The following is a 25393-nucleotide window of genomic DNA, read 5'->3' as shown; positions in this document are numbered from 1 at the left end:
AGCTCCTTTTTTTTCCCAGTATAAAATGTAGATTGCATTTTTTTGTGACACCTATTACGACAGTAATTATAACACTAGATGTGACATTTGCCATAATAAAAAAAAATTTTTGATTATGTGTGTTATAAATAACAGTATATGATTAACTTGAAATTTTAATTTCGAACGCAGATCACAACCATAAACTCATTTAAAATAGGGCGTGTCCGTCGCATCTTATGTTAGAGAGAGAATAGGAGAATTAAATGCGGATATTTACTGTTTCAGATATACACATTGATTATGAAGAGAACAGAGAGTGGTTAAAAGCATTGTCAAAAAGTGATTACAAAAATGACATACTAATATTCGCTGGAGATATTTCTCACAAGGTTTCTTTAATTGAGGAAGCTTTCAAAATACTTTCTAGTTGTTTTTCTTCCGTTTTTTACGTACCTGGCAATCACGATTTATGGATAAAACGAGGGCACGAAACTTCTAAAGAGCGTTTTCATTTTTTGAGTAATTTAGCAGATAATTATGGCATTAAAAAAGATTATAGCGAGTATGAAAAATTTGTGATTGCCCCTATTTTGTGTTGGTATGATTATACTTTAGGAAAAATGACACCAAAATTAACAAGTCAGTGGGGAGATTTTTTCCGATGCGACTGGAATGGAATGAGTGATGCACAAGTAAATGATTATTTTTTACAACAGAATGTTATACCTCAAACTCAAAAAACAGTGATTTCTTTTTCGCATTTTTTACCGCGAATAGACCTTTTACCAGCTTTAAGTAAACTCACTGGATTTTTAGCGCCTGTTTTAGGAACAAAAAAACTAGAAACCATTATTCGCAGTTGGCCATCGCGTATTCATATCTACGGTCACTCGCATGTAAACACCTATAAATGGCGCAATAATACTCTTTACATAAATAATGCGTTTGGCTACCCAAGAGAAGCACATATTGCTGCGAAGAAATTACTTGATATTACCTATGACGTTTTTCATAAGGATAAAAATTAATTATGAGTCAGAGCAAATTCTGCTGTGACAGATGGTAAACTATATTTATCTAAATAATAATTGTTAAGAACATAAATCAATGATTGAACAAAATAAAAATATTGCTATTTGGGGTTGGGGTAAGGAAGGTATTGCTGCGGCAAGATTTTTACAAAAGCGCAATATTAATTTTACATTGTTAAACGATGAGGACCCAGAAACCCATTCATTTTTAGAAAATGTAAAAGATGTTGTTGTTGGTAAAGAAATACAGCAAAAAATTAAAGATTTCGATGTAGTAATAAAATCACCTGGTGTTAGTTTATACCGAAAAGAAATACAACAAAATAAAAATCGAGTTCATTTTACTTCGGTGACAAATCTCTGGTTTGAGTTATATGGAAGTCGTTTTACAACTATTATTATTACTGGAACAAAAGGTAAAAGTACTACCGCTTCTTTGTTTGCCCACATACTGCGTAATCAAGGATTTGCAGTTACACTGGCGGGCAATATTGGGCAACCTCTTCTTGGAACTCCACTAGACAGTAATTTCTATGTTATAGAGCTTTCTAGCTATCAAGCAGCTGACTTAAAGTATAGTGCTAGTATCAATATACTTTTGAATCTTTATCCAGAACATCTTGACTGGCACAAAAGTGTCGCAAAATATTTTCACGATAAAACTAGTATATTTCGCTTGAATGGTACTAACATCGTTAATGCTGACTGTATGAGTGAGAATACAGCATATTCAAATATTTACAATACTAAAGATTCTTATCACGCAACAGTTGAAGGAATTTTTCATGGCAAAAATAGAATTATCTCTTGTGATGAAATATCGTTAGAAGGAGTTCATAACTATACAAATATTTGCGCTATATTCACCGCTTTTTCATTTTTAAACTTGCCTGTAGAAAAAATTAAAACACCGCTAAAAACGTTTACTCCTCTAGAACACCGCTTACAAAAAATAGAAACACCACAAGGAATCTATGTTAGCGATAGTATATCCACAACACCCGAATCGACAATTGCAGCTATAGAAACATTCTCAAATTACAGAGTGACTCTTATTCTGGGAGGGCAAGATCGTGGGCTTGATTGGAAGGGATTTGCGAAAAAATTACAAAATCTCAATTTACATTTTATTATAACGACTTACCAAAGTGGCAAAAAAATCTATGATTTTTTACAAAAACTTGGTTATAAAAATACAACGTATATAGATGAATTGGGCAGTGCAATTTTACTAGCTAACAAAGTCAATACGCCTAGCGGAATTATTTTATTTTCTCCAGCAGCTCCAAGCTATGACGCTTTTACTAACTACAAAGAGAAAGGCGATTTTTTTGTTCATCAAGTAAAAGCTAACGAAGACACTCTCAAGAAGAATGATCACTAAGAAACGCTTTAAATACATTGTCAAGAGATGCAAAAAATAGGTGCGGACTATCAAACCATTTGCAAAGTTGTTGGCGATTAACTATTTCGCCAATTCCTTCGTGTACAACGTTTGGCTTTTGAATTTGCAAGGATAACGCGTCAAACTTTTCTTGTGAAAGAAAACAGCTAAAGATGTCTATGTCATAAGAATTTGTAAATTGACCTCCAGGCAAATGAAAATTACGCCAAAATGTCGGCCGAATTTTTATATCATTAAAAGTTAGTTCTTCATTTATTTCGCGAACAATAGTATCAGAACTTTGTTCACCAGGATCGCAAGCTCCACCAAATAAAGAAATACAAAGACGGCATGATTCTAAAGGATATGTATTATCTTTGCGCTGAACAAAAAACTTCGAATAGTTTTCGTTGGTAATGATAATTCCAGCTCCATTGTGTATAGAAGTCATTTATTTCTCCGTGGTGTTTTCTCGATTACTTTGCTAAAGCGTAAAAGTAGCCATCATCACTAGCAAAATAAAGTATCTGGTTATGAATATTTGCAGAACTATTTATTTTACCTGATGTTGTAAATTTGGAAATAGTCTTACCTGCCCCGCAATTAATAGCATACATTGACATATCGTGGCTTCCTATGTAAAGAATATCCTCAGCGATAATAGGAGACGCTGTTATTTGACCTTTTATGCGAAATTTCCACAGGATATTTCCGGTTTTCGCGTCGATTTTTAGGAGCAGACCATTTCTTTCTGGAATATAAATAGCAGTGGTATCAACAGCAATAGATGCATCAACATTACCACTTAACTTAATCCTCCATTTAGTTTTCCCTGTCTTTGTACCAACGGCAAACATTGTATACGAATAATCAGCAACATAAACAGTATCGTGTGCGATAGTAGGTGCAGAAAAAATGATTTGGTCTTGAGTTGTAAATCGCCACCGTTCTTTACCATTTTGATCAAGAGCATAACAAACAGCTCTTCCAAAAGTGCCACCCTCTTTTGGACGGCTACTGACGTAAATACAATCTTTATAAATAGCAGGCGCAGCATGAATAGAACCTTTTGTTGCGAATTTCCAAACTGGTTTAAGTGTATCTTTGTTTAGCGCATGCACGTTTTTATCTGTACTACCAAAATATATCATGTTGCCAACGATAACAGGGGAACTATCAATGCCTCCTTTCGAGTTATATTTACCCTTTAAGTGCCCTGTTTTTATATCGAGGGCGTAAATGTGAGCGTCCCTACTTGCAAAATAAACGGTTTCTTCGGAAGCTACAGGAGTAGCGTAAACATCGCTCCAAACTTTGTCGAAAACCCACTTTTTTTTTCCCGTTTTTAAATCAAGTGCATAGCATTTTTTTTGCGCCGCAAAAAAGATCAAACCCCTATGAATAATAGAAGCAGTCGCGTATTTTTGGATCTGAGTTCTCCATTTGATATTTTTTAAATCTTTCAAAGCCGCAGAATCATATATTCCAGTATGAGCCGTATCCCCTTGGAAAACAGGTAGAGTTGTTGTCGTTGTCTTAGCTAAACTCAAAGTGTCATTACTTTTGGTATTTTTAATCTGGATTATTTTCTTGTTATTATCTTTTTTCTTGGTTTTTTCTTCTGCTATTCTTTCTTCTGGAACAGTTGGGTTACTACGACTAACTGCAAAAATAAAACTAGCCACAATAATAAAGCCCACGATGAGATATAAGAGTATGTTATTGTTTGATTTTTTTACAGAGGCTTTTCTACGCTTGTTGATTTTAGAAGAGGTTTTGTTTTTTACAATTATTCGTGGCTTCTTATCTTTATAATTCTCTAAATCAACAATAAAATCATCCATTTTTTGGTAGCGCATTTTGAGATTTTTGTGGAGAGCACGTTTACAAATTTGAACAAGTGTATTTGGTATTTGATCTGAAAATTCAGGTTTGGAATTGAGCGCTTGGTAGAGTAAATGAAAATTTGTTTCTCCACTAACAAGAGGGCGTCCCATAAGCATTTCATAAAAAATAACCCCAACGCTATAAATATCACTACGTGCATCTATTTGATCTGTTTGGCCATTTGCTTGTTCAGGAGACATGTACTGCAGCGTGCCTAGCATCATTCCTGTAGTGGTAAGATTTTTTTGATATTCTTGCAATTTTGCTAGACCAAAATCCATTACTTTCGGTTCTTGTTCCGACATCATTATATTGGAAGGTTTTAAATCGCGATGAATGACTCCTTGCTTATGAGCGTAAGATATTGCTTTTGCTAATTTTAAAATAATTTGGCAAACAACAGTATTACCAGTATAGGAAAATTCCTTAAGAGAAACACCTTTAATGTGCTCCATTGTGAAAAAATCTCTACCGTTTTCACTACCAATATCATAAATAGAGACAATGTTGGGATGAGTTAAACGGGCCATTGCTTGTGCCTCAATAACAAAACGTTCACTAATGTTTTTGTTCTGTGTTGGTAGAAGAATTTTTAAAGCAATAGAGCGGTTGAGTTTTGGGTCGAAGGCGCTGTAAACTTTCCCCATACCTCCCTGTCCAAGAACAGATAGAATCTCATAGCGTCCAAACTTTTTGTCTTCGTTTTGATTACCGTTTTGTAAGTTTGTGGCTGGGGCGATTTTGGAAATCAACATAAGGACTTCGTCGCATTTAGGACATTTGATTGTTTTTGATGTTTGTTTGTTTGCTATATTGTAATTTGTCTTACAATTAGGACACATTATTTGGCCCAAAATAATCTCCTCTATCGGTGGGCAATGCGCTATTTATTTCAATTAAGGTGCGGAGAATCGCATTGTACTTTAAACTTTACACGTATTTGTCGTAATTTTTTAGGATTTTGAACTTTGACAGAACATAAGAATTTTTTCTAGTTAATGGTAGGCTCTAACCTCTACAGAAAATATACATTCTAATTAACTATCAGCAACAATACTGTACAACACTATTATTAGAAATAACAACTTTATTTTTATTACAACCTCCGTTTTTTATATTGCGATATTTCTATACTTTATCGGAAGGAAAAAAATAGAAGATTACTTTGAGTGATCTGGAAAAGTAGTGCCGATGCTAAATGCGAAAAATATGCAAACGTTCTTTCATACTTATTGAAATAATTCTATACTATACATGTATTTACATGTTAAGGATTTTTTTTGCAAAGTGAACTGTTGAGATAAATTATGGGCATAAAAACATTAGCACTAATAGGTGGTGGTCCCAAATCACTTGCTGTTGCTGCGAAAAATAAGGTTTTGCGCGAAATGGGATTTGAGGTTCCCAATATTGTTCTTTTTGAAAAAGAACATATCGGTTTTAACTGGTCACAAAACTCTGGATTAACCAGCGGTGAACTGCTTTTGGGGACTTCTCCCATGAAAGATATTGGCTTCCCTTATTATTCTTTTCATTGGGGCGAGCACAATGCCAAGGTAAATGTGAAGATGTTGGAGTATTCTTGGCAAAATTTTTTGGTAGAAACTTACCGTTATTCTGACTGGATTGATCGCGGGCAACCGTCGCCACTACACAATGAGTGGTTTGATTACCTAAATTTTGTATTTCAAAAAATTTCTGATAGTATTGAGTTTGTCAATTCTGCCGTCGATCGTATTTCTTTTGATAATGATAAGTGGCAAATCCATATTGCTGGGGATAATAGAGTGTTTGCTTGCGACGGCATTGTTTCGACAGGGCCTGGAGACATACATCTTCCAAAAAACTTACCGCAACACCCTCATATTTTTACGGCGACAAATTTTTGGCGTAACTACATGGATATAAAGAGGTGTGTCAGCCGTCGCGTCGCTTTAATTGGTACGGGAGAAAATGCGGCAACGATTGCCATTGAGCTCGGCAAACTGGGTAGAGATACTACAATTGAAATTATCTGCCCCAACTCAATGAGCTATTCACGAGGAGAAAGCTATTTAGAGAATCATGTTTATACTGACCCTATTCAAATGAATTGGTACAAGCTAACCGAAAAGGATAAGAAAGACTTTATTCATCGTACCGATAGAGGAGTGTTCTCTCTTGCCGCTAAAGAAGAACTAAATGTCATGAGAAATATTGAACTTATACCTGGCTTTTTTCAATCAGTGACAGTTGATTGTTTAGATCAGCTAGTCGTTGAGTTTACTTATAATGAAGCTTGCGAAAAAAGATTATATGATATGGTGGTACTAGCTATGGGCTTTAACCCGTGGCAAACATTTTCTCATTTTTTAGATGAAAGTGCGACTCGTCATATTAAAAAAGAATCGCAGTTAAATGAGTTAACAGCTAAAAGTATCGAATCGAAAATCAACGAATTCTTAGCTATCGATAAAGTACAACCATATATTCATTTTCCTATGCTAGCGGCAATTAATCAAGGACCAGGATTTCCTAATTTAAGTAGTTTAGGTCGGTTGTCCGATCATATTCTCACCAGATATATACCAGTAGGGAATTTTTCTGATTTACCTGAAGAATATTTTTCATAGGCGGGCAAATATGAATAATCTAACAAAAGAATTTGTGGCGTCTTTTAAATTTGCATTGCCGATTGTTTTAACTCAATGTGGATTTTTGTGTTTTAGCGTTGTTGATTTATACATGGTAAGCCGTATTGACTTAATTGCCATTGGTGGATTAGGTAATGCCAATTCCCTATTTTGGCCAGTATTTATGGCACTTTGTGGGGTGGTATACGCTATGGATGCTCTAGCTTCTCAAAGCTCCGGTGCCGGGCGCGACTCGCATTTGGTAAATTTACTTTTTCAAGGAGGAATACTTGGAGCTATATTATCAACTTTAACGCTAGGTATATTTGCAATTATATACCTAAATTTTGAAGCAATTACTGCAAATACGGAGCTTCTTGTTTACTCAAAGAATTATTTTTTTATTGTCGCACTCAGCGCACCACTATTGCTCTTTTTCACGGTTTTTCAACGTTACTGGCAGGCACAAGGTGTAACAAAGCCGCTTTTATTTATTGTTGTTATAGCTAATATTTTAAATTTTGCAGTAAATGAGATTTTGATATTTGGTCGTTTGGGATTTCCTGCTCTAGGAATTAAAGGAGCAGCGATTAGCACTACAACATCTCGATTCTTTATGATATTTTTGGTCGTTATTTTAACTTACTTGAAACTTCGCAATACAGAAAAACCGCGTTTGAGTATAAATACTAAGATACTACGGCAAATGTTTGCTATTGGCATTCCAATTGGCCTAATGCTTTTCTTCGAAGTAAGTGTTTTTGCTATTGCTACAAGATTTGCAACACGTATTAGTGCTGAGGCTACTTCTGTACACCACATTGGTATTGTTCTTATTTCAATTTTTTACACTATACCCATGGGAATCTCTAGCGCTGCTGCTTATCGCGTTGGCTTTTTTATAGGAAAAGATCAATTTGGTTACGCAAAAAAAATAGGATACATCGCTATTTTTAGTAGTGCTGTAGTCATGACCGGAATCGCTGCGATTTTGTACTATAATACTGATGCTGTTCTTCGTTTATTTACAAGTGATATGCGAATAATCCAAATAGGAACGCCTATTCTTTTATGGATAACAATCTCTCTTCTCTTTGATGGTACTCAATGTTCCGTTGCTGGTTGTTTGAGAGGCGGAGCGCGCACTCAATTGTCTTCATTTACAGCGTTAATTTGTCATTATTTAATAGGTTTACCACTGGCATATTATTTGTGTTTTACTTGTGGTAAAGGATTACTTGGTTTGTGGATCGGACTAACCGTAGGCTTAATATCTATATCGATTATTTTATTTGGCTATTGGTGTTTGCTACCAGCTGAGAAGCTGATTTATACTAAAAAGTAAACCAGAGAAGTATAGCCGTTAATGTATATTTATCAAATTTTTCAGAAAGGAAAAACATGACAGAACAAGAAATGAAAGAGTTTACCGATAAATGGTTACCTTGTTGGGAAGGTGGGAAACCACAAGCAGCAAAATTGATTGAATTTTATCATGAAGAGGCAGAACTGGTTGATCCCAATCATGTTGTTGGCTTAAAGGGGCGCAGTGAACTGCTGTCGTTTTTCGAACAAATGCTCGAAATTTATCCTGATTGGAAATTTGATGTTGAGGAGCTTATTGCTACTGCCGATGGTTTTGTGTTTTTGTATCGAGTGGATATTCCGTTTAAAGGAAAAGTTTTCGAAAACTTTCGTGGTGTTGATGTAATGAAAATGAAAGATGGCCTCATCATTTCGCATAAAGGTTACTATGACCGAACACCTATTGTTCTTTACAAACAAGAATTGGAAAAAGCAGGTGGCAAGTAATCATTTTGATATTGTTGTTGTTGGCGCAGGCGCATTGGGAACATCTTGTGCTTACGAGTTAGCAAAACACAACCACAAAGTGGCACTCTTTGATCAATTTTCTGCGCCTCATCATTTTGGAAGTTCTTACGGCGAAACGCGCTTGTTTCGCCAAGCGTATTTTGAAGATGAAAGATATATTCCTTTTTTGAAAGAGTCTTACGAACTTTGGAAAATTTGGGAAACAGAATTCGCAGTGGATCTTTTTCATGAAACAGGTTATTTGACTTTTTTTGATCAAGAGAGCGATATCGCTCTCAAAATGACCCAAAATGCTAAAAAGTGGTCTATCAGCGGAGCCCACTACAACAACAAACAGTTAAAACAAAAATTTCCGATGTTTACGATCAATAGTTCTCTGCGTGGTTATTGTGAAGAGCATGCTGGTTTTTTAAATGTGAATCTCTTTTTAAAATCATGTTTAAAACAATTGATTTCTAAAGGAGGAAAAGTCTTTTTTAACGAAAAAGTTTGCTCATGGAAGAAAGAGCAACAAGGTTATCAAATAACTACCGAAAAGGGCAACTATTCTTGCGATAAAATAATTTTTACTGTAGGCGCATGGTTACGAAACTTGACGTCTCTATGTGAAATGAAATTGACTATAAGAAGAGGAGTGCAGTTTTGGGTGGATGTTCCACCTCTGCTTCCAAAAAAAATGCCGTGTTTTGCGTTTGCAACTAACAAAGACTACGTTTTTGGATTTCCGTCTTTTTCGAAAAAGGGAATAAAAATTGCCAGCTATCACCCGAGTAATACTGTTGATGACTTAGATAAAGCAAGAGAATCTTACACTAAAGAAGAATGGAATGCTGTTCGCGATTTAGCTAGCCAATTTTTCCCGTGGCTTCCACTTACTCCAGATAATTTTCACGTTTGTATATACACATTAACAAGTGACGAAGATTTTATCCTAGATTATAGCAAAAATGATCGCAATATAATTCTTCTAGGAGGTGGGTCTGGACATGCATTTAAGTTTAGTCCTTTTTTAGCGAAACAGGTCAGTGATTTTTTTATTTGCGGTAAAGATATTCCGCAAAATTTGCAATTTTTTACACTACGCTAAGGAAAATGTATGCAAGTATTATCGTACGACAAAAAGAAACTAGACAGTGCTTATGGCATTTTGTGTCGCTCTCTTCACAAAGAACTTGTAGGGGATTTTACTCCTTTTGGTTTGACTTTTTGTAAAGTAACTCCTGGCACAAGTACCGCTCCTCACTCCCACCACGAAAACGAAACGTTTTTAATCGCACATGGTCATGGAAAAATACAAATAAATGAAGAACAACAAGATGTACAGGCAGGCGATATTATATTTATTCCAGCACATAGCAATCATTGTCTTTCAAACACAACAGAACAAGACCTAGATTTTTATTCAATTTACTGGACAATTGCAAAAAATATAGACAAAGATGACGCCGTCCAAGTGGTGATTCCCGCTCCACCAACACCAAATGGCCCTTTGCATTTAGGGCACCTCTCAGGTCCATACTTAGCTGCAGATGTAGCCCATCGCGCCAATTCACTATTTAACCGTAAATCATTTCATGTTATGGGAACAGATGACAATCAAAGTTATGTTTGTGCAAAAGCAAACGACGAGAATTGTTCTGCGCAGGAAATCACAGATCGTTTTTGTAAACGTATTTCTAAAGTTATTGATGATTTCAATTCTGATATCTACACTTTTCTCCATCCAACCAAAGATCCTGAATATCCACAATTTATTGCTAGCTTTTATCAACAGTTAAAAGAGAGTGGTCTTGCTAAAATAAGTACGCGCAAGGCTCCTTGTTGCAAGACAACAGGCAATGTTCTTTACGGCTCATCGATCGAAGGGTTGTGTCCAAACTGTCGCGAATTAACCGGAGGAAATGGTTGCGAAAATTGCGGACATTACAACGATGCTTGGGATCTTATTGATGCAAAATCAACTATTGGTGAAGGCGATATTGAGTTTGTTGATGTTGCTCGAACTTATATTGATTTAGAAGAATATCGCTCATTTTTAGAATCATTTATCAACAGCATTTCTATGCCTGAAGTTATGCGCGCTTTTTATCGTGATTATTTAGACACCAAATTACCAGTAGTATCTTTATCTCAACCAGCTTCTTGGGGAATTAAAGCTCCTAATGAAGATGGGAATGTTATTTATGAGTGGTGCGAAATGGCAGGAGGTTATTTGTATCTGTTAGAGAAAATCAACAAACAAAATGCGGAAATTGATTTTTCAGCGATGAAAGTAAACCTCACTTTTGGTTTTGATAATGCTTTTTTTTACGGATTACTAATTCCTGTTCTTTTGAAAAATAGCAATGTGAATTTCCAAGCATTTTTGACAAATTACTTTCTTCATTTAGATGGAGAAAAATTTTCAACTAGCCGTAATCATGCTATTTGGGGAGAGGATATGTTGCGTAAATTAAGTCCCGACCCTTTACGTTTGTATTTATCACTAATAAGATCGGAGTTATCCACTACCGATTTCCAAATGACACACTTTAAATCTTTTTTTACAAACCTTAAAAAATGGGAAGAGTTACTTGAAATTATAAATAGCCAAATCACTAATTTACCTTTTGTATTCAGTGGTAATAAAAGTATGTCTGCAACAGAAGAACGGTTTTTATTCTATTTCAATAGAAATTGTTCAGAGGCTTTGTCGTTTTATGACGCCAAAAATTTTCGCTTAAACAAAGTAGCCAGATATGTAGTGGGGATTATGGAAGATTTTCACGATTTTTACTACACAGAGTTTATTGGTAATAAAAATAGTGATATATCTTTTTTACTTTTGGCTCTAAGACGATTTTCGGTGTTATTGCAACCAATTATGCCGAGCTATAGTACAAAGTTGCAAAGCTCTTTTCAGGAAAAAAAATGTGTTGTTGGCGAAGTTGAAAAATCACAAGGAGTTGTTATTAAACATTTTCCTACTTCATTTATAAAAGAAAATAGTCTGTTGTTGAAAGAACTAGAAAATGAACTCGTATGATGTTGTTATAATTGGCGGTGGAATCACTGGCGCATCGGCTCTTTACTATTTGTCGAAAAATAAAAATATAAAAACCATATTATTTGATAAAAATGCGCAACTTGGTCAAGGAGCATCTGGTTCATGGGGGTTTCTCAGTAGAGTTTTTCACCACAAACTTGAGGTGACAAAGCTAGCACAGCAATGTTTTGACTACCATTATAACTTCAAAGAACATTTTGGTGGCGACAATCACTACATTCAGACAGGCTCTTTGTATTTTCTAAAAAAAGATAGCATACCAGAATTTTCTGCTCATTTGGATTTCTTTAAGAGTAGTAATGTTGACTTTGAAATGCTAGAGGCGAAAGAAGGAAAAAGGCGTTTTCCCGAATTTTGTTGGTACGAGGATGACATCGCTATTTATGAACCACGTGCAGGCTTAACTGGACTAGGAAGTAGTGTCAATCATCTTGCTTCTCGTGGCTGCCAAGGAGAAAATAAAGTTTGTCTTGGGACGGGGGTTAAGCGGATTACTTATAAAAATGACGCTGTTTGCGGTGTAGAATTGCAAGATGGCACATTTGTTTCGTCAAAAGTAGTGGTGCTGTGTGCTGGTGCGTGGTCAACAGGTCTTATGGGTTTTGAAGAACAACTTCCCTTTTTTCCTAAAGTGATTCAATTAAATAGATTTAATCGTTACCGTCGCGATTTTAAACTACCTTTTTTTATCGATTTACCGCGCAACACCTTTGGGCATCACTTGCCAACAGGTTCGTTTATTGGTGGATATTTACGCGAACAAAGCTCTAGTGAAGATGTCATGCCAGGAAAAGTAAACAGTATCGAAGCAAACGAAGCAAAATACGAAATAGGAAAACGCATAAACTGGATTAAAAATGCTGCTTTAGAAGGTGGTTTGTGCGCTGTAGAAAGTTACAGCAAGCAAGGATTTGGTCATGTGAAATGGTCAAACAAGATAAAGAATTTACTATATACAGGAGGCTTTTCTTGCACTGGATATTTGTTATTTCCGGTAAGCGGTAAAAAAATTGTAAACAAAATAGTCGAGGTTTTATAAATGTTACCACGCCCATTCCCGTTTGAAAAACTACCTACACTACAAACTAAAAAACTCGTTCTTCAGCAGCTTACAAATAATCACTTGAAAAGCTATCATGAACTATGCTCTGAAGAAAAAACGATGAAATCTTACGGACTTCATCCTCATACAGACTTACAACAAACCCAAAAGACTTTAAACATTTTAGCATCGTGGTTCCAAGCAAATACTGCTATTCGTTGGGGAGTTTTTGTCAAAAGTGAGAATCAGAAAATTGTCGGTGATATTGGGTTTTGGCAGTTTGACGTTTTGAGAGGCCGCGCTGAAATCGCCGCGAAAATGAGTGTAAATTTTCAGGGCCAAGGTTTTGCTTATGAAGCACTATGCTCAGTCATTGATTTTGGGTTTTCACACTTAAATCTAAACGGAATTGATGCTAACATTGCTTTGACAAACAAAGCGCCTATTTATCTAGTAAAAAAATTGGGGTTTCGAGAAATTGGCATTCGTCCTGAATTAAGTTATTCTTCCATCCAAGAATGCTGGCAAGATATGGCGTTTTTTTCCCTGAACCGCAAAGATTGGAATTTGGCTGATGAGTAAAGATATTGTTATTGTTGTTGATGCGTTTTCTTCAGGAAATCAACTAGCACCTATTATTAATAAGCACAACTTGCCGGTAGTCCATGTTTTTTCAATAGCAAATCCCTCAAGCGCGTTAATGGCAACCTATTATAAAGAGCACTTTATTCGCGAATATACAGGAAATGTTGAAGAACTTATTGAAAAAATTAGCAACGATGGCTTTGTGATAAAGGCCGTGCTTCCTGGAACTGAAACGGCTATTTCCTTGACAGACAAAATGACTGATAAGCTCGGTTTATCTGGAAATAAGAGTATTTCATCTCTGCAACGTTTTAACAAATATGAAATGATAGAAGCTTTGCGCCGTGCTGGTGTTCCTACAACCAAACAAATAAAATCTCTACAAGTAAATGACATTTTAGAATGGCAACAACGCGAAAATGAAAAAAAGATTATCGTAAAACCTCTTGAAAGTGCAGGAAGTGATTGCGTTTTTGCCTGTGAGGATCAACAAGATGTAATACATGCTTTCCATGAAATTATTGGGCAAGAAAATCAAATGGGAGGTACCAATATTCAAGTTTTAGCCCAAGAATTTTTAGACGGCGATGAGTTTTATGTTAACGCTGTTAGTTGTGATAAGGAGCATTTCATTTGTGAAGTGTGGCGCTACCATAAAAAAAGTTTACATGGGCGCGATTTTGTTTATGATTACAATGAGTATATTCCTCTAGACACAAATGACGAAAGAGTTACCGCACTTTGTGATTATATGCTTCAAGTGCTAGATACTTTGGACTTTCGATATGGACCTTCACATGCCGAAATTAAAATAACTTCTTCTGGACCGCGCCTAGTTGAAATAGGTGCTCGTTTACAAGGGATGGCGGCTTTTGGCATAAACGCCAAGATAATGGGTTTTACACCTGCTGAGCTAACCGTTGATAGTTATCTATCTCCACAAGATTTTCATCAAAGAATTGCCAATGTAAAGCGCCAACCTTTGCACGCAAGACGGGTATTTCTAAGATCTTATCAATCTGGAAAACTAGAAGCGATTAATTACCATGGTGAAATCGAAAAGTTAGCGTCTTGTATGTATCTTCGATGGATAAAACAACCAGGCGACAAACTAAAACCAACTATTGACTATTTTTCTATTCCGGCTATTGTTGTGCTAGCGCATAACGATTTGCGACAAATAGAAAAAGATTATGAATTTATACGCTCATTTGAACGCGGTAACCTATTTGTTATGGAGAATGACATTGACTAGTTTACTTTTGCCAGAAGAGAAAAGACGCGAGGCATGGAAAAATCTTGGAGAAAAACTAGAAGACTATATAAAAAGTGTTGATGACCTAAACGTCCCGCAAAATGCCACAGCAGAAAGTATACATAGTATTTTAAAAACTGTAGATTTTGCTAAGGAAATAGATGTAAACGAAGCGATTGAATGGACAAATTCACTTCTCAAAAAACATCTACTACATATTGCCAGTGCCGACTACTATGGAGTATTTAATCCACAAGCAAGTAGTATGAGCCTTATCGCCGACGCTTTCCTCGCAGTATATAATCCACAACTAGCTTCAAGTGCAAGTGCTATGTTGTGTATAGAGATGGAAAATCATTTATTGCGCTTTTTTGCCAATAAATTTGGCCTAAACGAAACCACGACAAAGGGAAGTTTTACCTCCGGTGCCACAGAGGCCAACTTTATGGCATTGCTATGCGCATTAGCAGAAAAAATAGATAACTATCGCAGCAATGGCTTGAAAAAATTAGATAAATGGCCTGTAGTCTACTGCTCGCAGGAAAGCCACGGATCGATAAAAAGATCTTGCCGTATATCTGGATTAGGAACAGATGCACTGCAAGTTATTGATGTAGTTGACAATCTGCAAATGAATTTAGAACAACTAGAGCAACAAATAAATGAAGATATCAAAGAAGGAAGATTACCACTTATGGTAGTGGCGAATTTAGGAAGCACAAGTTCAGGGACAATAGACAATTTGGATGGCATTGCTAAAATTGCTAAGAAATATAATATATGGTTTCATGTCGACGCTGCATGGGGAGGTGCCGCGTTATTATTAGAAGAATATTCTTATCTGCGAGAAAGTATGGAGAACGCTGATTCTGTATCTTTTGATCCACACAAATGGTTATCGATTGCGATTGGTTGCGGTATGTTTTTAGTAAAAAGAGGTCATTTATTACGCCAAACATTCTCCATCGAATCTACTGCATACATGCCCGACGAGACGCAAATAAACGAGCAATCTGAGCCATATCGTGATACTCTACAATGGTCAAGGCGCTTTACGGGATTAAAATTATTTTTGACTTTGTTAGTGCATGGAGAAAAAGGCTATAGCGATGTTTTGCAACACCAAATCGACATCGGCAAATATCTAAAAGAACAACTACAAAAAAATTCATGGCAAGTACTCAATAGTACTCCGTGGCCAGTAGCCTGTTTTGTGGATACTAAACACAATTGCGATGTAAAAGAATTACTAAATTTAGTGAATAGTAAAGGTGATACTTGGATAACAAACACCGAGCTCATGTGGAAAAAACGTCCGGTTTTAAGAGTAGGTATCTCTAATTTTCGTACAGATAAAGAGAATATAGATAAATTAATTACCGCTTTAGAAAATGCAAGAACCTCTCTTGTTGCGAATAAAAACGCGTAGGGAGATGGAAGTAATCTACATTTTTTAGGGCATGACAAGCCCTATTTCCATCTCTTATTTTTTTTAAGGTTTCTATTATGCATAAAATATTACTATTTGTTATTGTGATAACTATAATAAGCGCAAAAGAACCAAGCCTTGATGAAGTGCGTATTTTAATTTGCGAAGAAGGGGCTATACCAAACAATTCAATTGCAAAAAACAACGACAATGTCTCTCTTTCTCAACTGTTATTGTCTTTAGATCCATTTACGGAAAGTAAAAAAAATCCGAAGGTATTACAAGATTTTGAGTACCTAACATCAGGATATCCGCAACCTTTAAAATTGCTAACTGCTATTACTCCAAATAATGGCAAGAGTTATATCTCATTATTGCGTCCTGAGTATATTAAACATATATCTTATTTTAATCATGGCAGAAAAATTACCGGCGCAGCTACTTTTTTCGTAAAAGGGCTTTACCGCGGTCATGTAGATTTTGCAATGAAAAAAATAGATAATCGCTGGGAGATTTATCAATTTTCATTGCATAACTATGGTTGGATTATCATACAAGCTGAAAATGGCAATTGGCGTCTTTATAAACAAAAAAACACAATTGGTATTAAAGATTCTTTTATTGTAAATGCCGAATACAAAGTTGTTGAAAATGCTAGTATTAATAATTATGAAGAAGATTTCACAGAGGTGGAAGAAGAAACATTTGAGATGTCTGAAGAGGATAGTATGAACCTCCCTTTCCGAGGAAATTTTACTAACGATGCTATTGGTTTAGGAGGAGGAGCTCATTCTCGTTCTCTTTTCCTATTTGACCGTAATGTAACAGGGGAAAGTGAATCAACTAAAAATGCAGTACGCGCAGGTTTACTGTGGTTAAAGCGTCATCAACAGCAAAATGGTCGTTGGGATGGAGAGCAATTTACTTATTTATGTGGTCGAGAACTAAAATACTCTGGTATGTGTGACGAGGCATACTCTTCGCAATTGACTCCTAGTTTAACAGCACTTAGTTTACTGTGTTTTGTCACCGAAGAACGCACTCAGAAAACAGGAGAATTTAGAAAGCAAATAAAATCTGGTCTTCGCTACCTTATATCGATACAAGATAGTGAAGGTTGCTTTGGTTCGCGTAATGAAAACTACTACATGTACAATCATGCACTTGCTGCTCTGGCAATGGTGGAGGCGTACAATCAATTTCACTATAATCCACTACTCAGAAATTCAGCGCAACAAGCGGTGGATTTTTTAGTGAAAGCTCAAAACTTTGGAGGAGGTTGGGGCGATAAAGAGGGGGAAAGCAACATTTTTATTACTGGTTGGTGCATTATGACTTTGAAGTGCGCTCAACAAGCAAGGCTAAATGTCTCTCAAAAAGCGCTTGTTGCTGCAACCAGTTGGGTTAACTCTATAACTAAAAATATTGAAATGAAAGCGAGTAATCGAACTGCAATCGCCGCCATTGTATTTTATCAGACATTCCTTGAAATTGAAAATTCGAAGAAATGCGTTTCTTTTTTGTTAAATCAACCTGAAGCAAAAAACAGCAAAAGTAAAGTCGACTTTGAATATTTTTATTACAAAACGTTAGCTATGGCTCAATTTAAGGGAAACCATTGGGCTTCCTGGAATGAAATAATGAAAACTATGTTGGTAGATAGTCAATGCACTAGTAACTGTAAAAATGGTTCATGGGATTCTGAGAATTTCCACAAAATACGCAGTGGGCGTATTTATACAACAGCAATGAATATACTTACACTACAGATATATTACCGATATAATAGAATGCACGAATAAAAGTATTCGCATATTATTGTAACTTTAATAAGGATTTTAATATGTTTAAATATCTTTTTTATCTCTCATTTTTGATAATCACAGTTTATGCCGAGGATAGTTTTATATTTGATTTTAACAAAAGCAGTGGCGATTGGTTTGCTGTAAATGACAACGTCATGGGAGGATTATCTAATGGTAATAGCTCTCTTAGTGACCAAAAATTAATCTTTTCAGGTAACTTATCTCTAGAGAACAATGGTGGTTTTTCTTCGATACGTTCTCCTAAAGTCTCGCAAGACTTGACCTCTTGTAAAGGAATACAATTACGTGTAAAAGGTGATGGGCGTAATTACCTATTTAATATATATACAAATATTCGCATCCCTGCTGGATCTTATCGTGGTAGTTTTACAACTACTGCTGGAAAATGGACAGAAATTTTTATTCCATTCACAGAATTTCAAGCCACTTCTTTTGGTCGTGCTATTCCTTTTTTTCCATCGTTAAATCGCAAACAAATAAAACGCTTAGGTTTTATGGTTTCAGACAAGAAACCAGGACCATTTCGCTTAGAAATTGAGTGGATTAAAGCTATCAAAAAAACATCTCAAAGTGTAAATATTCCTTTGAATTTATTGCAAAAATTAGAAAGCAATGAAGACACTTCCTTTTTTTACAATCTTGTGGAAAAAACTAAATACAAAGAGTTACTGGCAAGCCGCAATAACTTTACAGTAATTGTTCCTCATGATAGTATATTTGAACAAATGCCAAAACGAGATAGAGAGCTGATAAAAAATAACGAATTAGTCACTATTTTTTTTCTTTCCATACACCTTAGCCCTAATACACAAATAACGGACTCATCTAATAAATTGAATGCATTTTTAAAAGAGAATTTTGATGTAGAAAATGCATCAAAAAAAATTATCTCTAGCAATGGAGTGCTATATGTAGTAAAAAAGTCTACTCCTTCATTTAAAGAATTTTTAATAAAAGGTTCCCTTGAAGAATTAGTAGAGTTTACTATTGAAAAAGGTGCGCCTATATATAATATGGGCTATGTTAGTATATGCACAAAAATATACTATCTATCGTTAAACATTATTTATGAACAACATAGTGATAAGTTGTCGAAGCAATTAAAAAGTGACTTGTGGAAGAGTATTAATAGCGAAACAAAGGACAGACCTCAATACAAAAGAGCGTGGGATTTACGCGCTTTACTAGATAGAGTGTATAGTGAATCAAAAGTAATATCACAAAACGATAGCAAGGTAAATAAATGAAGAAAATTAGTGGGTTAGTTGTAGCTATTTATGTTTGTTTTACAGCAGCATTTATTGGTTCTGTAGTTACTCGTGTTTCAGTAAAAACTTGGTACCAAACTTTAAAAAAACCAGCATGGAATCCACCTGATTGGATTTTTGCTCCAGTGTGGTCAACATTATTTTTATTAATGGCAATAAGCATATGGTTAATTTGGCTTAAACGAGAAGAGCATAAAATTGAAAAACAAATCACTTTGTTTTCTATTCAACTTATCACTAATATTTTATGGTCAACATTATTTTTTGGGATGCAGAACCCTGATTTAGCTTTTGTGGGAATTATTGTACTTATTATTGCTATTATCGCAACAATGGTTGCATTTTTAGAAATAAACAAAACGGCTGGCTACTTGATGATTCCTTATATATTATGGGTAATATTTGCTGCTTTTTTGAATGTCACAATTTGTTGGTTAAATTAGAATAAACAGGCCGTATTATTACAATTAAAAGGAGTCGTTATGGCAGAAAATTATGATGTTGTTATTGTGGGATCAGGGCTTGCAGGCCTACGAGCAAGTGTAGAACTTGCAAAAAAAAACATTTCATTTGTCATTCTTGAAGCTAGTTCTGAAGTCGGTGGTAAACTAAAAACAGATAAAATCGATGGTTTTTTGCTCGACCATGGTTTCCAAGTTTTTCAAACTTCTTATCCTGAAGCAAAAAATGTATTAAACTACCCAGATTTAAAACTTGGTAAATTTAAAAATGGAGCTCTAATCCGTATTGGAAAAAGATTTGAGCGCTTTGTTGATCCGAGACACCATCCATTTGAAATTTTTTCTGCTTTAACAAGCAAAGTTGGAAGTCTTGGTGATAAAGTACGGCTTTTGTTAATGTCCATCAAACTACGTCAAGGAACGATTCCTGAAATGTTACAAAGGCGCGAAATAACCACAATGCAATATTTGCAAAGCGTTGGATTTTCTCAAAGTATGATTGAAAACTTTTTTGGTCCCTTTCTTTCAGGGGTGTTTTTAGAAAAAGATTTAAAAACTTCAAGCCGAGTATTTGAGTTTGTGTTCCGAATGTTTTCGTCAGGACAAGCCTCTCTACCAGAAGAAGGTATATCTGCAATTCCACAACAATTATTGGCCAAATTGCCAGAATCTTCTATTCAGCTAAATAGCAAGGTAAATAGTATATCCAAAGGTACAGTAAAACTAGAAAATGGAAAAATTATTCACGCAAACAATGTTTTAATTGCTACAGATGCCATTGATGCTCATGGTCTAGTTAAGAACGTCAACAAAGTAAGCTATAGTCCCGCAAAGTGCTTTTATTTTGCCACTGAAACACCACCAATTACTGAACCAATACTCGTTTTAAATGGTAATAAAGGTGTAATAAATACTTTAGCAGTGCCAAGTTTGGTTTCTTCTAAATACGCACCTTCAGGAAAACATCTAGTCTCTATTACTACTTTCGATGAAGGTGATGATCTTGTAGAAAAAATTTCTACTGAAGCAGAGACGTGGTTTGGAGAACAAGTGCAGCAGTGGCAGTTTTTAAAATCATACAAAATTGATCGCGCTATTCCTTTTTTCGACGGTGGAAAATCAGAGGTATGCCAAAAAAATAGTTGTATTGAAGAAGGAATATATTACTGTGGGGATTATTTAGATGTGCCCTCTATAAATGGTGCATTATCATCAGGAAAACGTGCTGCTGAGACAATTATAAACGGTCTCAATTCTTAATAACTAGAGGAGCTATTCATAGTGGATCTCAAATATTTCTTTATGGCCGAATTTGTTTGTACTTTCTATATGTTAGGATTGATATGGTTTGTACAAATTGTTCACTATCCTCTTTTATCGAAAGTGGGAAAATCGGATTTTGCTGTGTACGAGAAAGCGCATGTTGATCTTACTGCATACGCAGTGATAGCAGTTATGTTGATTGAGTTGGGATGCGCATTTCTTTTATTTTGGCAAAAGCCGCAATGGTTACCACTTTGGTCTTTATGGCTAGGTTGTGGAATGCTAGGATTAATATGGCTATCAACGTTTTTTCTACAGGTTCCACAACACAACATTCTACTTAATGGTTATAACGCGCAGGCTCAAAAGTATCTAACGATGACAAATTGGCTACGTACTTTTGGGTGGAGTGTACGAGCAGCAATACACTGCTATACTATTAGTAACCTCATTCAAATATAATACCCAAAAAGAATTTTGAGCGTGCTTGTCTAGAACTTGTCATTATTCAAAGTAGTACTCGCTATTTTTTCGATCCGAGCCATAAAGAATAGGTACTAACAATGAAACTATTAGAAAAAAACTCTCAAGTTTTGATTCAAGGAGCTAGTCGAGGGATAGGCTTCGAATTTGTAAAGCAACTTGTAAAACACCAAAACATAGGATTTGTTCATGCAACTTGTCGACAGCCTAAAGAAGCCTTATTACTAAAGGATTTAGCATCGAAACATCCAAATAAAATAAAACTACATGTCATCGATGTGACCAATGAGCAAACTATATGTTCTGCGGCAGAAAATGTATCAACTATTTCAAAAAACTTACACTTACTCGTCAACTGTACAGGAATTCTTCACGACGCGCAAATATTTCCAGAAAAGAGACTTCAAGATATTTGCCCAGAAAGCTTAACAAAGAGTTTTCAGATAAATGCTTTTGGTCCAGTACTAATAGCCAAACATTTCCAGTCTCTTTTTCATCATAAACAACCAGCTATTTTTGCTAATATTTCTGCGCGCGTCGGCAGTATCACCGATAATCGTCTAGGGGGATGGTATGCTTATCGTGGCTCCAAAGCAGCGCAAAATATGCTAACTAAGACAATAGCCTTAGAATTTAAACGTACTGCGAAAACAACCATATGTGTCGCCTTACATCCAGGAACAGTTGCCACAGATTTATCATCACCATTTACTAAAAATATACAAGCGCAAAAACTATTTACTCCTCAACAATCAGTAAATTATTTACTAGAGGTTATGAACTCTTTAGAGATGAGTGACTCTGGTAGTTTTTTTGCTTGGGATGGTCAAAAAATTCCTTGGTAATTAGTGGTGCTTCTAGCTCGATGAATTATTTATGCTATAATGATTTATCGAGCGCTCTATGCACTACTGGAGAAACCGTCTGTCTTAAAAGAGTTTTTTGTCTGTTACTTTAATTTTTCTTATCAAAAAGTGAAATCTTTTTATTGTCTAGAAACTGCTTTACTAGTTTGCCAATCATGTAATTGGTAAAGACTTGATTTGTGTTTCCTGGAGTTAAATTCGGTGCTTTTATAAATAGAGGTACGTGGCGTAAGTGTTTGTCGCTTTTAAATTTTTGTTTTGTTGATTTGATGTCATTGCCATGACCAAGTTCTGTTTCAAAATGACCACTGCCAAAATCGGGATCATTTCGCCAAGAATGGTCCGAAGTAAAAATGAGTAAACTGTTTTCATATTTACCATTTTCTTTTAAAAGATTAACAAAGTTACTGATTTTCGTATCTAAATATTCCAAATTACCACGATACCTTTCGACATCACTGTTAGAAATATTATATTTAGCAATACTGTCTGTACCGCTGCGATTAAATATAAAAGGTGCATGTGGTAGAGGATAGTGAATAACAGCAAAAATACCCGAATGTTCGAACTTGATAATTGAATTTACTAGTGTATCTAAAATTTGTATTCTTTTTAAACCATGTGAATTATAGAGAAATTCATTGAGTATATTGATTTCTGTTTTTCGAAATAACCCTACTGTCTTTCCCGCTGCTCCACGCAAATGTTCAAATGCTAAACCTTTAAAACTCCCACCAAAGCGATTATATGACGAAATAGAATTTATAAAATCAACATCATTGTTTAGCATACTGGCGTAAGGAAGATAAAAGCCAAGCATCGCTGTTGAGAAATTTTGCTTTTTGGCTTGAGAAAAAATGTTTTTTATTTTATGAGCATATGTCATGGAGCTTACTTTTGGGAAGGCCATTTTATTATTGTGAAAAACCCACTTTTGTTTTTTTTCAAAAAGTATCGCAGGTAAAGAATGATCTGTTTTGCTAAAAGTGGAATAGTTTTCATGAAAAATGAGAAAATCATCTTTAATTTTAGACAAATTATTGAGCTCTTTTACCAAGTTACCGTTAGAAAAAGATCTTTTATAAGACCATTCATCAAAAACAAAAATAAATACATTTTTGTTTAATGTTTTTTGGTTTGTCTTTAGGTGATTTAAATTACCTCTATTGCCTTCATGGGTACTAAATAAAAATAGATTAAACAAGAATACAGGAAAAAAACAACACAGCAGTTTACAAAGGTTGATGCATATTTTTTTGGAAATTTCTTGGTAATAAAGAAAAGTACCTGTTAGGCAGATTAACAAGATAATTGAGATCAATTGAGATAGGTATTTGTACTGATTAGAAAAAAAACGAACGATCAATCTTTCAGATGCAAAACCAACATTACAAGAAATAGCTAAAGCAAAAAACACTAGGAAAGCGGCTCCAAGTTTTTTTTTAAACTTCAAGTTGGATCTTTCGATAAGTAAACCAAGAATAAACAATAGCAAGGCTGGCATCATAATTGTCGATATCAATGCGAAAATTAAAGTGGTGTTATAGTAATATAGAAATCTATTTATTGGAGCAGTAAATTGGTAAGCGTAAGGAAGAAAGATCAAAAAGCATAGAGTACTGCAAAATACTAATTTCATTAAATCATTCTTCATTAACTATTTTCTCCAACGTAAAAAGTGTTCTTTGTGTTCCTGCTATTTTACTAGATTCGAGTATTGTAAACTTCTCTTGAAAGATTTTCAAAAATTCATCTTCGACAATAGACTCATAGATATCTTCTCTTAATTCTAATAGTTTTTGAAACATACTATCTTCTCTAGCAACAAACTCTATCACGAGATACTTACTGGTGGTTTGATAGAAAAAATCTCGAAGTTTTACGAGAGGAATGCGAGATGTGATTACTAGGTGGTGAATTAAAGCAAGGGCAAAAATAGCATCGCAATCTATTCGCTCCAGAAAACTTTTTCGCTCTTTGTTTTCAAAACCAATACTCGGACTTGGATTTGTAATATCCACACACAGAGGTAGTATAGATAAATCTTTGCCTTTGATTTCATTGTATAGTTTGTCAATACTACTGTGATCATAGTCTGTCGCTATAACTTTTGCTTTATTTTTTGCAGCCAAAATGCTGTATTGTCCGGTATTACATCCAATATCAATAACTTTTTCAGGTGAATATTTGTGTAAAAAGTTGTTTATGTAATCGACTTTTTCTTTTTCAGCCGCATCTGAATAAGAGTGAGTATTAACATAATCAGCCCAATGCCCCGAGACAATTGTATTCTTTCTAAGTTTACTAATTTTACTTATAAGTCGATCTAAGTTAAGTTTTTGAGGTTTAAAGTTTGTGTTTTTTTGCGCAACGCGAGACTTTAATTTTCCTGTTTGTTTTTGTGCTGTTTTTTGAAGTTTGAACTGTAAAAACACATCGACAAAAAACGAAGGTTTTAGCGAATTATACGAACCAATAATGCTATGAACATCTTCTATTGCCATACCATTGGTATTGGAAATGTAATAGTTTTTTATTGGCAAACCTTTGTATTTCTGCAGCATCGCAGGATAAAGAAACATTTGACAAAATTGACCATAAGCGTTCCAGATGTCTAACCTAGGAGGTTGTTCTATAGATGTAATATCGATAAATACTGGTTTGTCATTTACAAATTGAATATTGTAAACGGAAGCATCTTTGAGAGAGTAACCTTTTTCAATAAGTATACTTTGTAACTTTAGGGTAATCAAAGCCGCATCCGCTAACATTCCAATGCTCCATTCATAAGGATAGGATATCATTGAAATTTTCTGGTGTTTTAGAAACCATTTTTCTTTGGGAAGTAAAGCTTGTAATTCTTGATAAATTTTGTGTTGTGGAGTAAGAATTTCAGTTCCAACAACGTAACCTAATTCGACTAATTCTTTGAGTGTGTTTTCTTTTTGAAGAGAAGAAATTATTAAAAATGCTTTTTCATCGATGGCGCGATAAACTTCATCTTTGTAATAAAAAACATAGCCTGAGGGATCTCGAAAGGAACCATGGTCTCTTTGTATATCCATAAAGATATTAATCTTTCTTAAAAATATTCTTAAATTTTGTTATGACTTTCGTTATAGCGGTTCGGAAAAAAATTA

At 35.1% G+C, this 25393-nt stretch carries 21 protein-coding genes; 17 read left to right on the top strand and 4 right to left on the bottom strand.

Annotated features, from left to right (window positions below):
• Nucleotides 1-245 precede the first annotated feature (245 nt).
• A complete protein-coding gene (locus tag UABHE_RS09795; protein ID WP_372370078.1) occupies nt 246-1010 on the top strand; it encodes a metallophosphoesterase in 765 nt (254 codons plus the stop codon).
• Nucleotides 1011-1089: 79 nt separating this feature from the next.
• On the top strand, nt 1090-2397 hold the full coding sequence (gene murD, locus UABHE_RS09790) for a UDP-N-acetylmuramoyl-L-alanine--D-glutamate ligase (protein ID WP_372370077.1): 1308 nt from the start codon (nt 1090-1092) through the stop codon (nt 2395-2397).
• Here the strand turns inward: murD and UABHE_RS09785 are convergent.
• Both UABHE_RS09785 and UABHE_RS09780 read right to left on the bottom strand, forming a co-directional pair.
• Nucleotides 2378-2848 (bottom strand): NUDIX domain-containing protein, encoded by a 471-nt coding sequence (locus UABHE_RS09785; protein WP_372370076.1) that lies wholly within the window; start codon nt 2846-2848, stop codon nt 2378-2380. The genes murD and UABHE_RS09785 overlap by 20 nt on opposite strands.
• A gap of 25 nt (nt 2849-2873) precedes the next feature.
• Complete coding sequence (locus tag UABHE_RS09780; RefSeq protein WP_372370075.1) at nt 2874-5039, bottom strand: PQQ-binding-like beta-propeller repeat protein; 2166 nt, start codon at nt 5037-5039, stop codon at nt 2874-2876.
• 552 nt (nt 5040-5591) lie between these two features.
• Here UABHE_RS09780 and UABHE_RS09775 point away from each other — a divergent pair.
• From UABHE_RS09775 to UABHE_RS09705, 15 genes are all read left to right on the top strand, one after another.
• Nucleotides 5592-6896, top strand: coding sequence for a SidA/IucD/PvdA family monooxygenase (locus UABHE_RS09775; protein WP_372370074.1), 1305 nt, complete (start codon nt 5592-5594; stop codon nt 6894-6896).
• Nucleotides 6897-6906: 10 nt separating this feature from the next.
• Nucleotides 6907-8241, top strand: coding sequence for an MATE family efflux transporter (locus UABHE_RS09770; protein ID WP_372370073.1), 1335 nt, complete (start codon nt 6907-6909; stop codon nt 8239-8241).
• Nucleotides 8242-8297: 56 nt separating this feature from the next.
• Entirely contained in the window at nt 8298-8708 is a 411-nt protein-coding gene (locus UABHE_RS09765) for a nuclear transport factor 2 family protein (protein ID WP_372370072.1), read from the top strand.
• Nucleotides 8698-9816 (top strand): N-methyl-L-tryptophan oxidase, encoded by a 1119-nt coding sequence (solA, locus tag UABHE_RS09760; RefSeq protein WP_372370071.1) that lies wholly within the window; start codon nt 8698-8700, stop codon nt 9814-9816. The genes UABHE_RS09765 and solA overlap by 11 nt, the downstream gene beginning before the upstream one ends.
• Before the next feature lie 9 nt (nt 9817-9825).
• Complete coding sequence (locus tag UABHE_RS09755; RefSeq protein ID WP_372370070.1) at nt 9826-11754, top strand: class I tRNA ligase family protein; 1929 nt, start codon at nt 9826-9828, stop codon at nt 11752-11754.
• Entirely contained in the window at nt 11741-12814 is a 1074-nt protein-coding gene (locus tag UABHE_RS09750; RefSeq protein ID WP_372370069.1) for an NAD(P)/FAD-dependent oxidoreductase, read from the top strand. Before UABHE_RS09755 ends, UABHE_RS09750 begins: the two co-directional genes overlap by 14 nt.
• Nucleotides 12815-13399, top strand: coding sequence for a GNAT family N-acetyltransferase (locus tag UABHE_RS09745; RefSeq protein ID WP_372370068.1), 585 nt, complete (start codon nt 12815-12817; stop codon nt 13397-13399).
• Complete coding sequence (locus UABHE_RS09740) at nt 13392-14657, top strand: ATP-grasp domain-containing protein (RefSeq protein WP_372370067.1); 1266 nt, start codon at nt 13392-13394, stop codon at nt 14655-14657. Before UABHE_RS09745 ends, UABHE_RS09740 begins: the two co-directional genes overlap by 8 nt.
• Nucleotides 14650-16086: an aspartate aminotransferase family protein gene (locus UABHE_RS09735; protein WP_372370066.1), complete on the top strand. Its 1437-nt coding sequence runs from the start codon at nt 14650-14652 to the stop codon at nt 16084-16086. Before UABHE_RS09740 ends, UABHE_RS09735 begins: the two co-directional genes overlap by 8 nt.
• A gap of 77 nt (nt 16087-16163) precedes the next feature.
• Entirely contained in the window at nt 16164-17888 is a 1725-nt protein-coding gene (locus UABHE_RS09730) for a prenyltransferase/squalene oxidase repeat-containing protein (protein ID WP_372370065.1), read from the top strand.
• A gap of 41 nt (nt 17889-17929) precedes the next feature.
• Entirely contained in the window at nt 17930-19159 is a 1230-nt protein-coding gene (locus tag UABHE_RS09725; RefSeq protein WP_372370064.1) for a CIA30 family protein, read from the top strand.
• A complete protein-coding gene (locus UABHE_RS09720) occupies nt 19156-19623 on the top strand; it encodes a TspO/MBR family protein (RefSeq protein ID WP_372370063.1) in 468 nt (155 codons plus the stop codon). Before UABHE_RS09725 ends, UABHE_RS09720 begins: the two co-directional genes overlap by 4 nt.
• A gap of 39 nt (nt 19624-19662) precedes the next feature.
• A complete protein-coding gene (locus tag UABHE_RS09715; RefSeq protein ID WP_372370062.1) occupies nt 19663-20901 on the top strand; it encodes an NAD(P)/FAD-dependent oxidoreductase in 1239 nt (412 codons plus the stop codon).
• A gap of 21 nt (nt 20902-20922) precedes the next feature.
• Entirely contained in the window at nt 20923-21366 is a 444-nt protein-coding gene (locus tag UABHE_RS09710; RefSeq protein ID WP_372370061.1) for a hypothetical protein, read from the top strand.
• 101 nt (nt 21367-21467) lie between these two features.
• Complete coding sequence (locus UABHE_RS09705) at nt 21468-22232, top strand: SDR family oxidoreductase (protein WP_372370060.1); 765 nt, start codon at nt 21468-21470, stop codon at nt 22230-22232.
• A 109-nt stretch (nt 22233-22341) separates the two neighbouring features.
• Here the strand turns inward: UABHE_RS09705 and UABHE_RS09700 are convergent, their stop codons facing one another.
• Both UABHE_RS09700 and UABHE_RS09695 read right to left on the bottom strand, forming a co-directional pair.
• Nucleotides 22342-23907, bottom strand: coding sequence for a sulfatase-like hydrolase/transferase (locus UABHE_RS09700; RefSeq protein WP_372370059.1), 1566 nt, complete (start codon nt 23905-23907; stop codon nt 22342-22344).
• The gene (locus UABHE_RS09695; protein ID WP_372370058.1) at nt 23897-25318 is read right to left on the bottom strand and encodes a class I SAM-dependent methyltransferase; all 1422 of its coding nucleotides are present in this window, start codon (nt 25316-25318) and stop codon (nt 23897-23899) included. Before UABHE_RS09695 ends, UABHE_RS09700 begins: the two co-directional genes overlap by 11 nt.
• Between the last annotated feature and the right edge of the window lie 75 nt (nt 25319-25393).

The organism is Candidatus Uabimicrobium helgolandensis (genome assembly GCF_041508025.1).
In the GTDB taxonomy this organism is placed as follows: Bacteria; Planctomycetota; Uabimicrobiia; order Uabimicrobiales; family Uabimicrobiaceae; genus Uabimicrobium; species Uabimicrobium helgolandensis.
Note: the sequence above shows the minus strand (reverse complement) of the source record. Positions and strands in the feature narration are given on the sequence as shown.

What these genes read in the sequence shown, in the direction of transcription:
- UABHE_RS09795 (WP_372370078.1), top strand. Translation starts at nt 246, where the DNA reads ATGCGGATATTTACTGTTTCAGATATACACATTGATTATGAAGAGAAC.
- murD (WP_372370077.1), top strand. Translation starts at nt 1,090, where the DNA reads ATGATTGAACAAAATAAAAATATTGCTATTTGGGGTTGGGGTAAGGAA.
- UABHE_RS09785 (WP_372370076.1), bottom strand. Translation starts at nt 2,848, where the DNA reads ATGACTTCTATACACAATGGAGCTGGAATTATCATTACCAACGAAAAC.
- UABHE_RS09780 (WP_372370075.1), bottom strand. Translation starts at nt 5,039, where the DNA reads ATGTTGATTTCCAAAATCGCCCCAGCCACAAACTTACAAAACGGTAAT.
- UABHE_RS09775 (WP_372370074.1), top strand. Translation starts at nt 5,592, where the DNA reads ATGGGCATAAAAACATTAGCACTAATAGGTGGTGGTCCCAAATCACTT.
- UABHE_RS09770 (WP_372370073.1), top strand. Translation starts at nt 6,907, where the DNA reads ATGAATAATCTAACAAAAGAATTTGTGGCGTCTTTTAAATTTGCATTG.
- UABHE_RS09765 (WP_372370072.1), top strand. Translation starts at nt 8,298, where the DNA reads ATGACAGAACAAGAAATGAAAGAGTTTACCGATAAATGGTTACCTTGT.
- UABHE_RS09755 (WP_372370070.1), top strand. Translation starts at nt 9,826, where the DNA reads ATGCAAGTATTATCGTACGACAAAAAGAAACTAGACAGTGCTTATGGC.
- UABHE_RS09750 (WP_372370069.1), top strand. Translation starts at nt 11,741, where the DNA reads ATGAACTCGTATGATGTTGTTATAATTGGCGGTGGAATCACTGGCGCA.
- UABHE_RS09745 (WP_372370068.1), top strand. Translation starts at nt 12,815, where the DNA reads ATGTTACCACGCCCATTCCCGTTTGAAAAACTACCTACACTACAAACT.
- UABHE_RS09740 (WP_372370067.1), top strand. Translation starts at nt 13,392, where the DNA reads ATGAGTAAAGATATTGTTATTGTTGTTGATGCGTTTTCTTCAGGAAAT.
- UABHE_RS09730 (WP_372370065.1), top strand. Translation starts at nt 16,164, where the DNA reads ATGCATAAAATATTACTATTTGTTATTGTGATAACTATAATAAGCGCA.
- UABHE_RS09725 (WP_372370064.1), top strand. Translation starts at nt 17,930, where the DNA reads ATGTTTAAATATCTTTTTTATCTCTCATTTTTGATAATCACAGTTTAT.
- UABHE_RS09720 (WP_372370063.1), top strand. Translation starts at nt 19,156, where the DNA reads ATGAAGAAAATTAGTGGGTTAGTTGTAGCTATTTATGTTTGTTTTACA.
- UABHE_RS09715 (WP_372370062.1), top strand. Translation starts at nt 19,663, where the DNA reads ATGGCAGAAAATTATGATGTTGTTATTGTGGGATCAGGGCTTGCAGGC.
- UABHE_RS09705 (WP_372370060.1), top strand. Translation starts at nt 21,468, where the DNA reads ATGAAACTATTAGAAAAAAACTCTCAAGTTTTGATTCAAGGAGCTAGT.
- UABHE_RS09700 (WP_372370059.1), bottom strand. Translation starts at nt 23,907, where the DNA reads ATGAAGAATGATTTAATGAAATTAGTATTTTGCAGTACTCTATGCTTT.
- UABHE_RS09695 (WP_372370058.1), bottom strand. Translation starts at nt 25,318, where the DNA reads ATGGATATACAAAGAGACCATGGTTCCTTTCGAGATCCCTCAGGCTAT.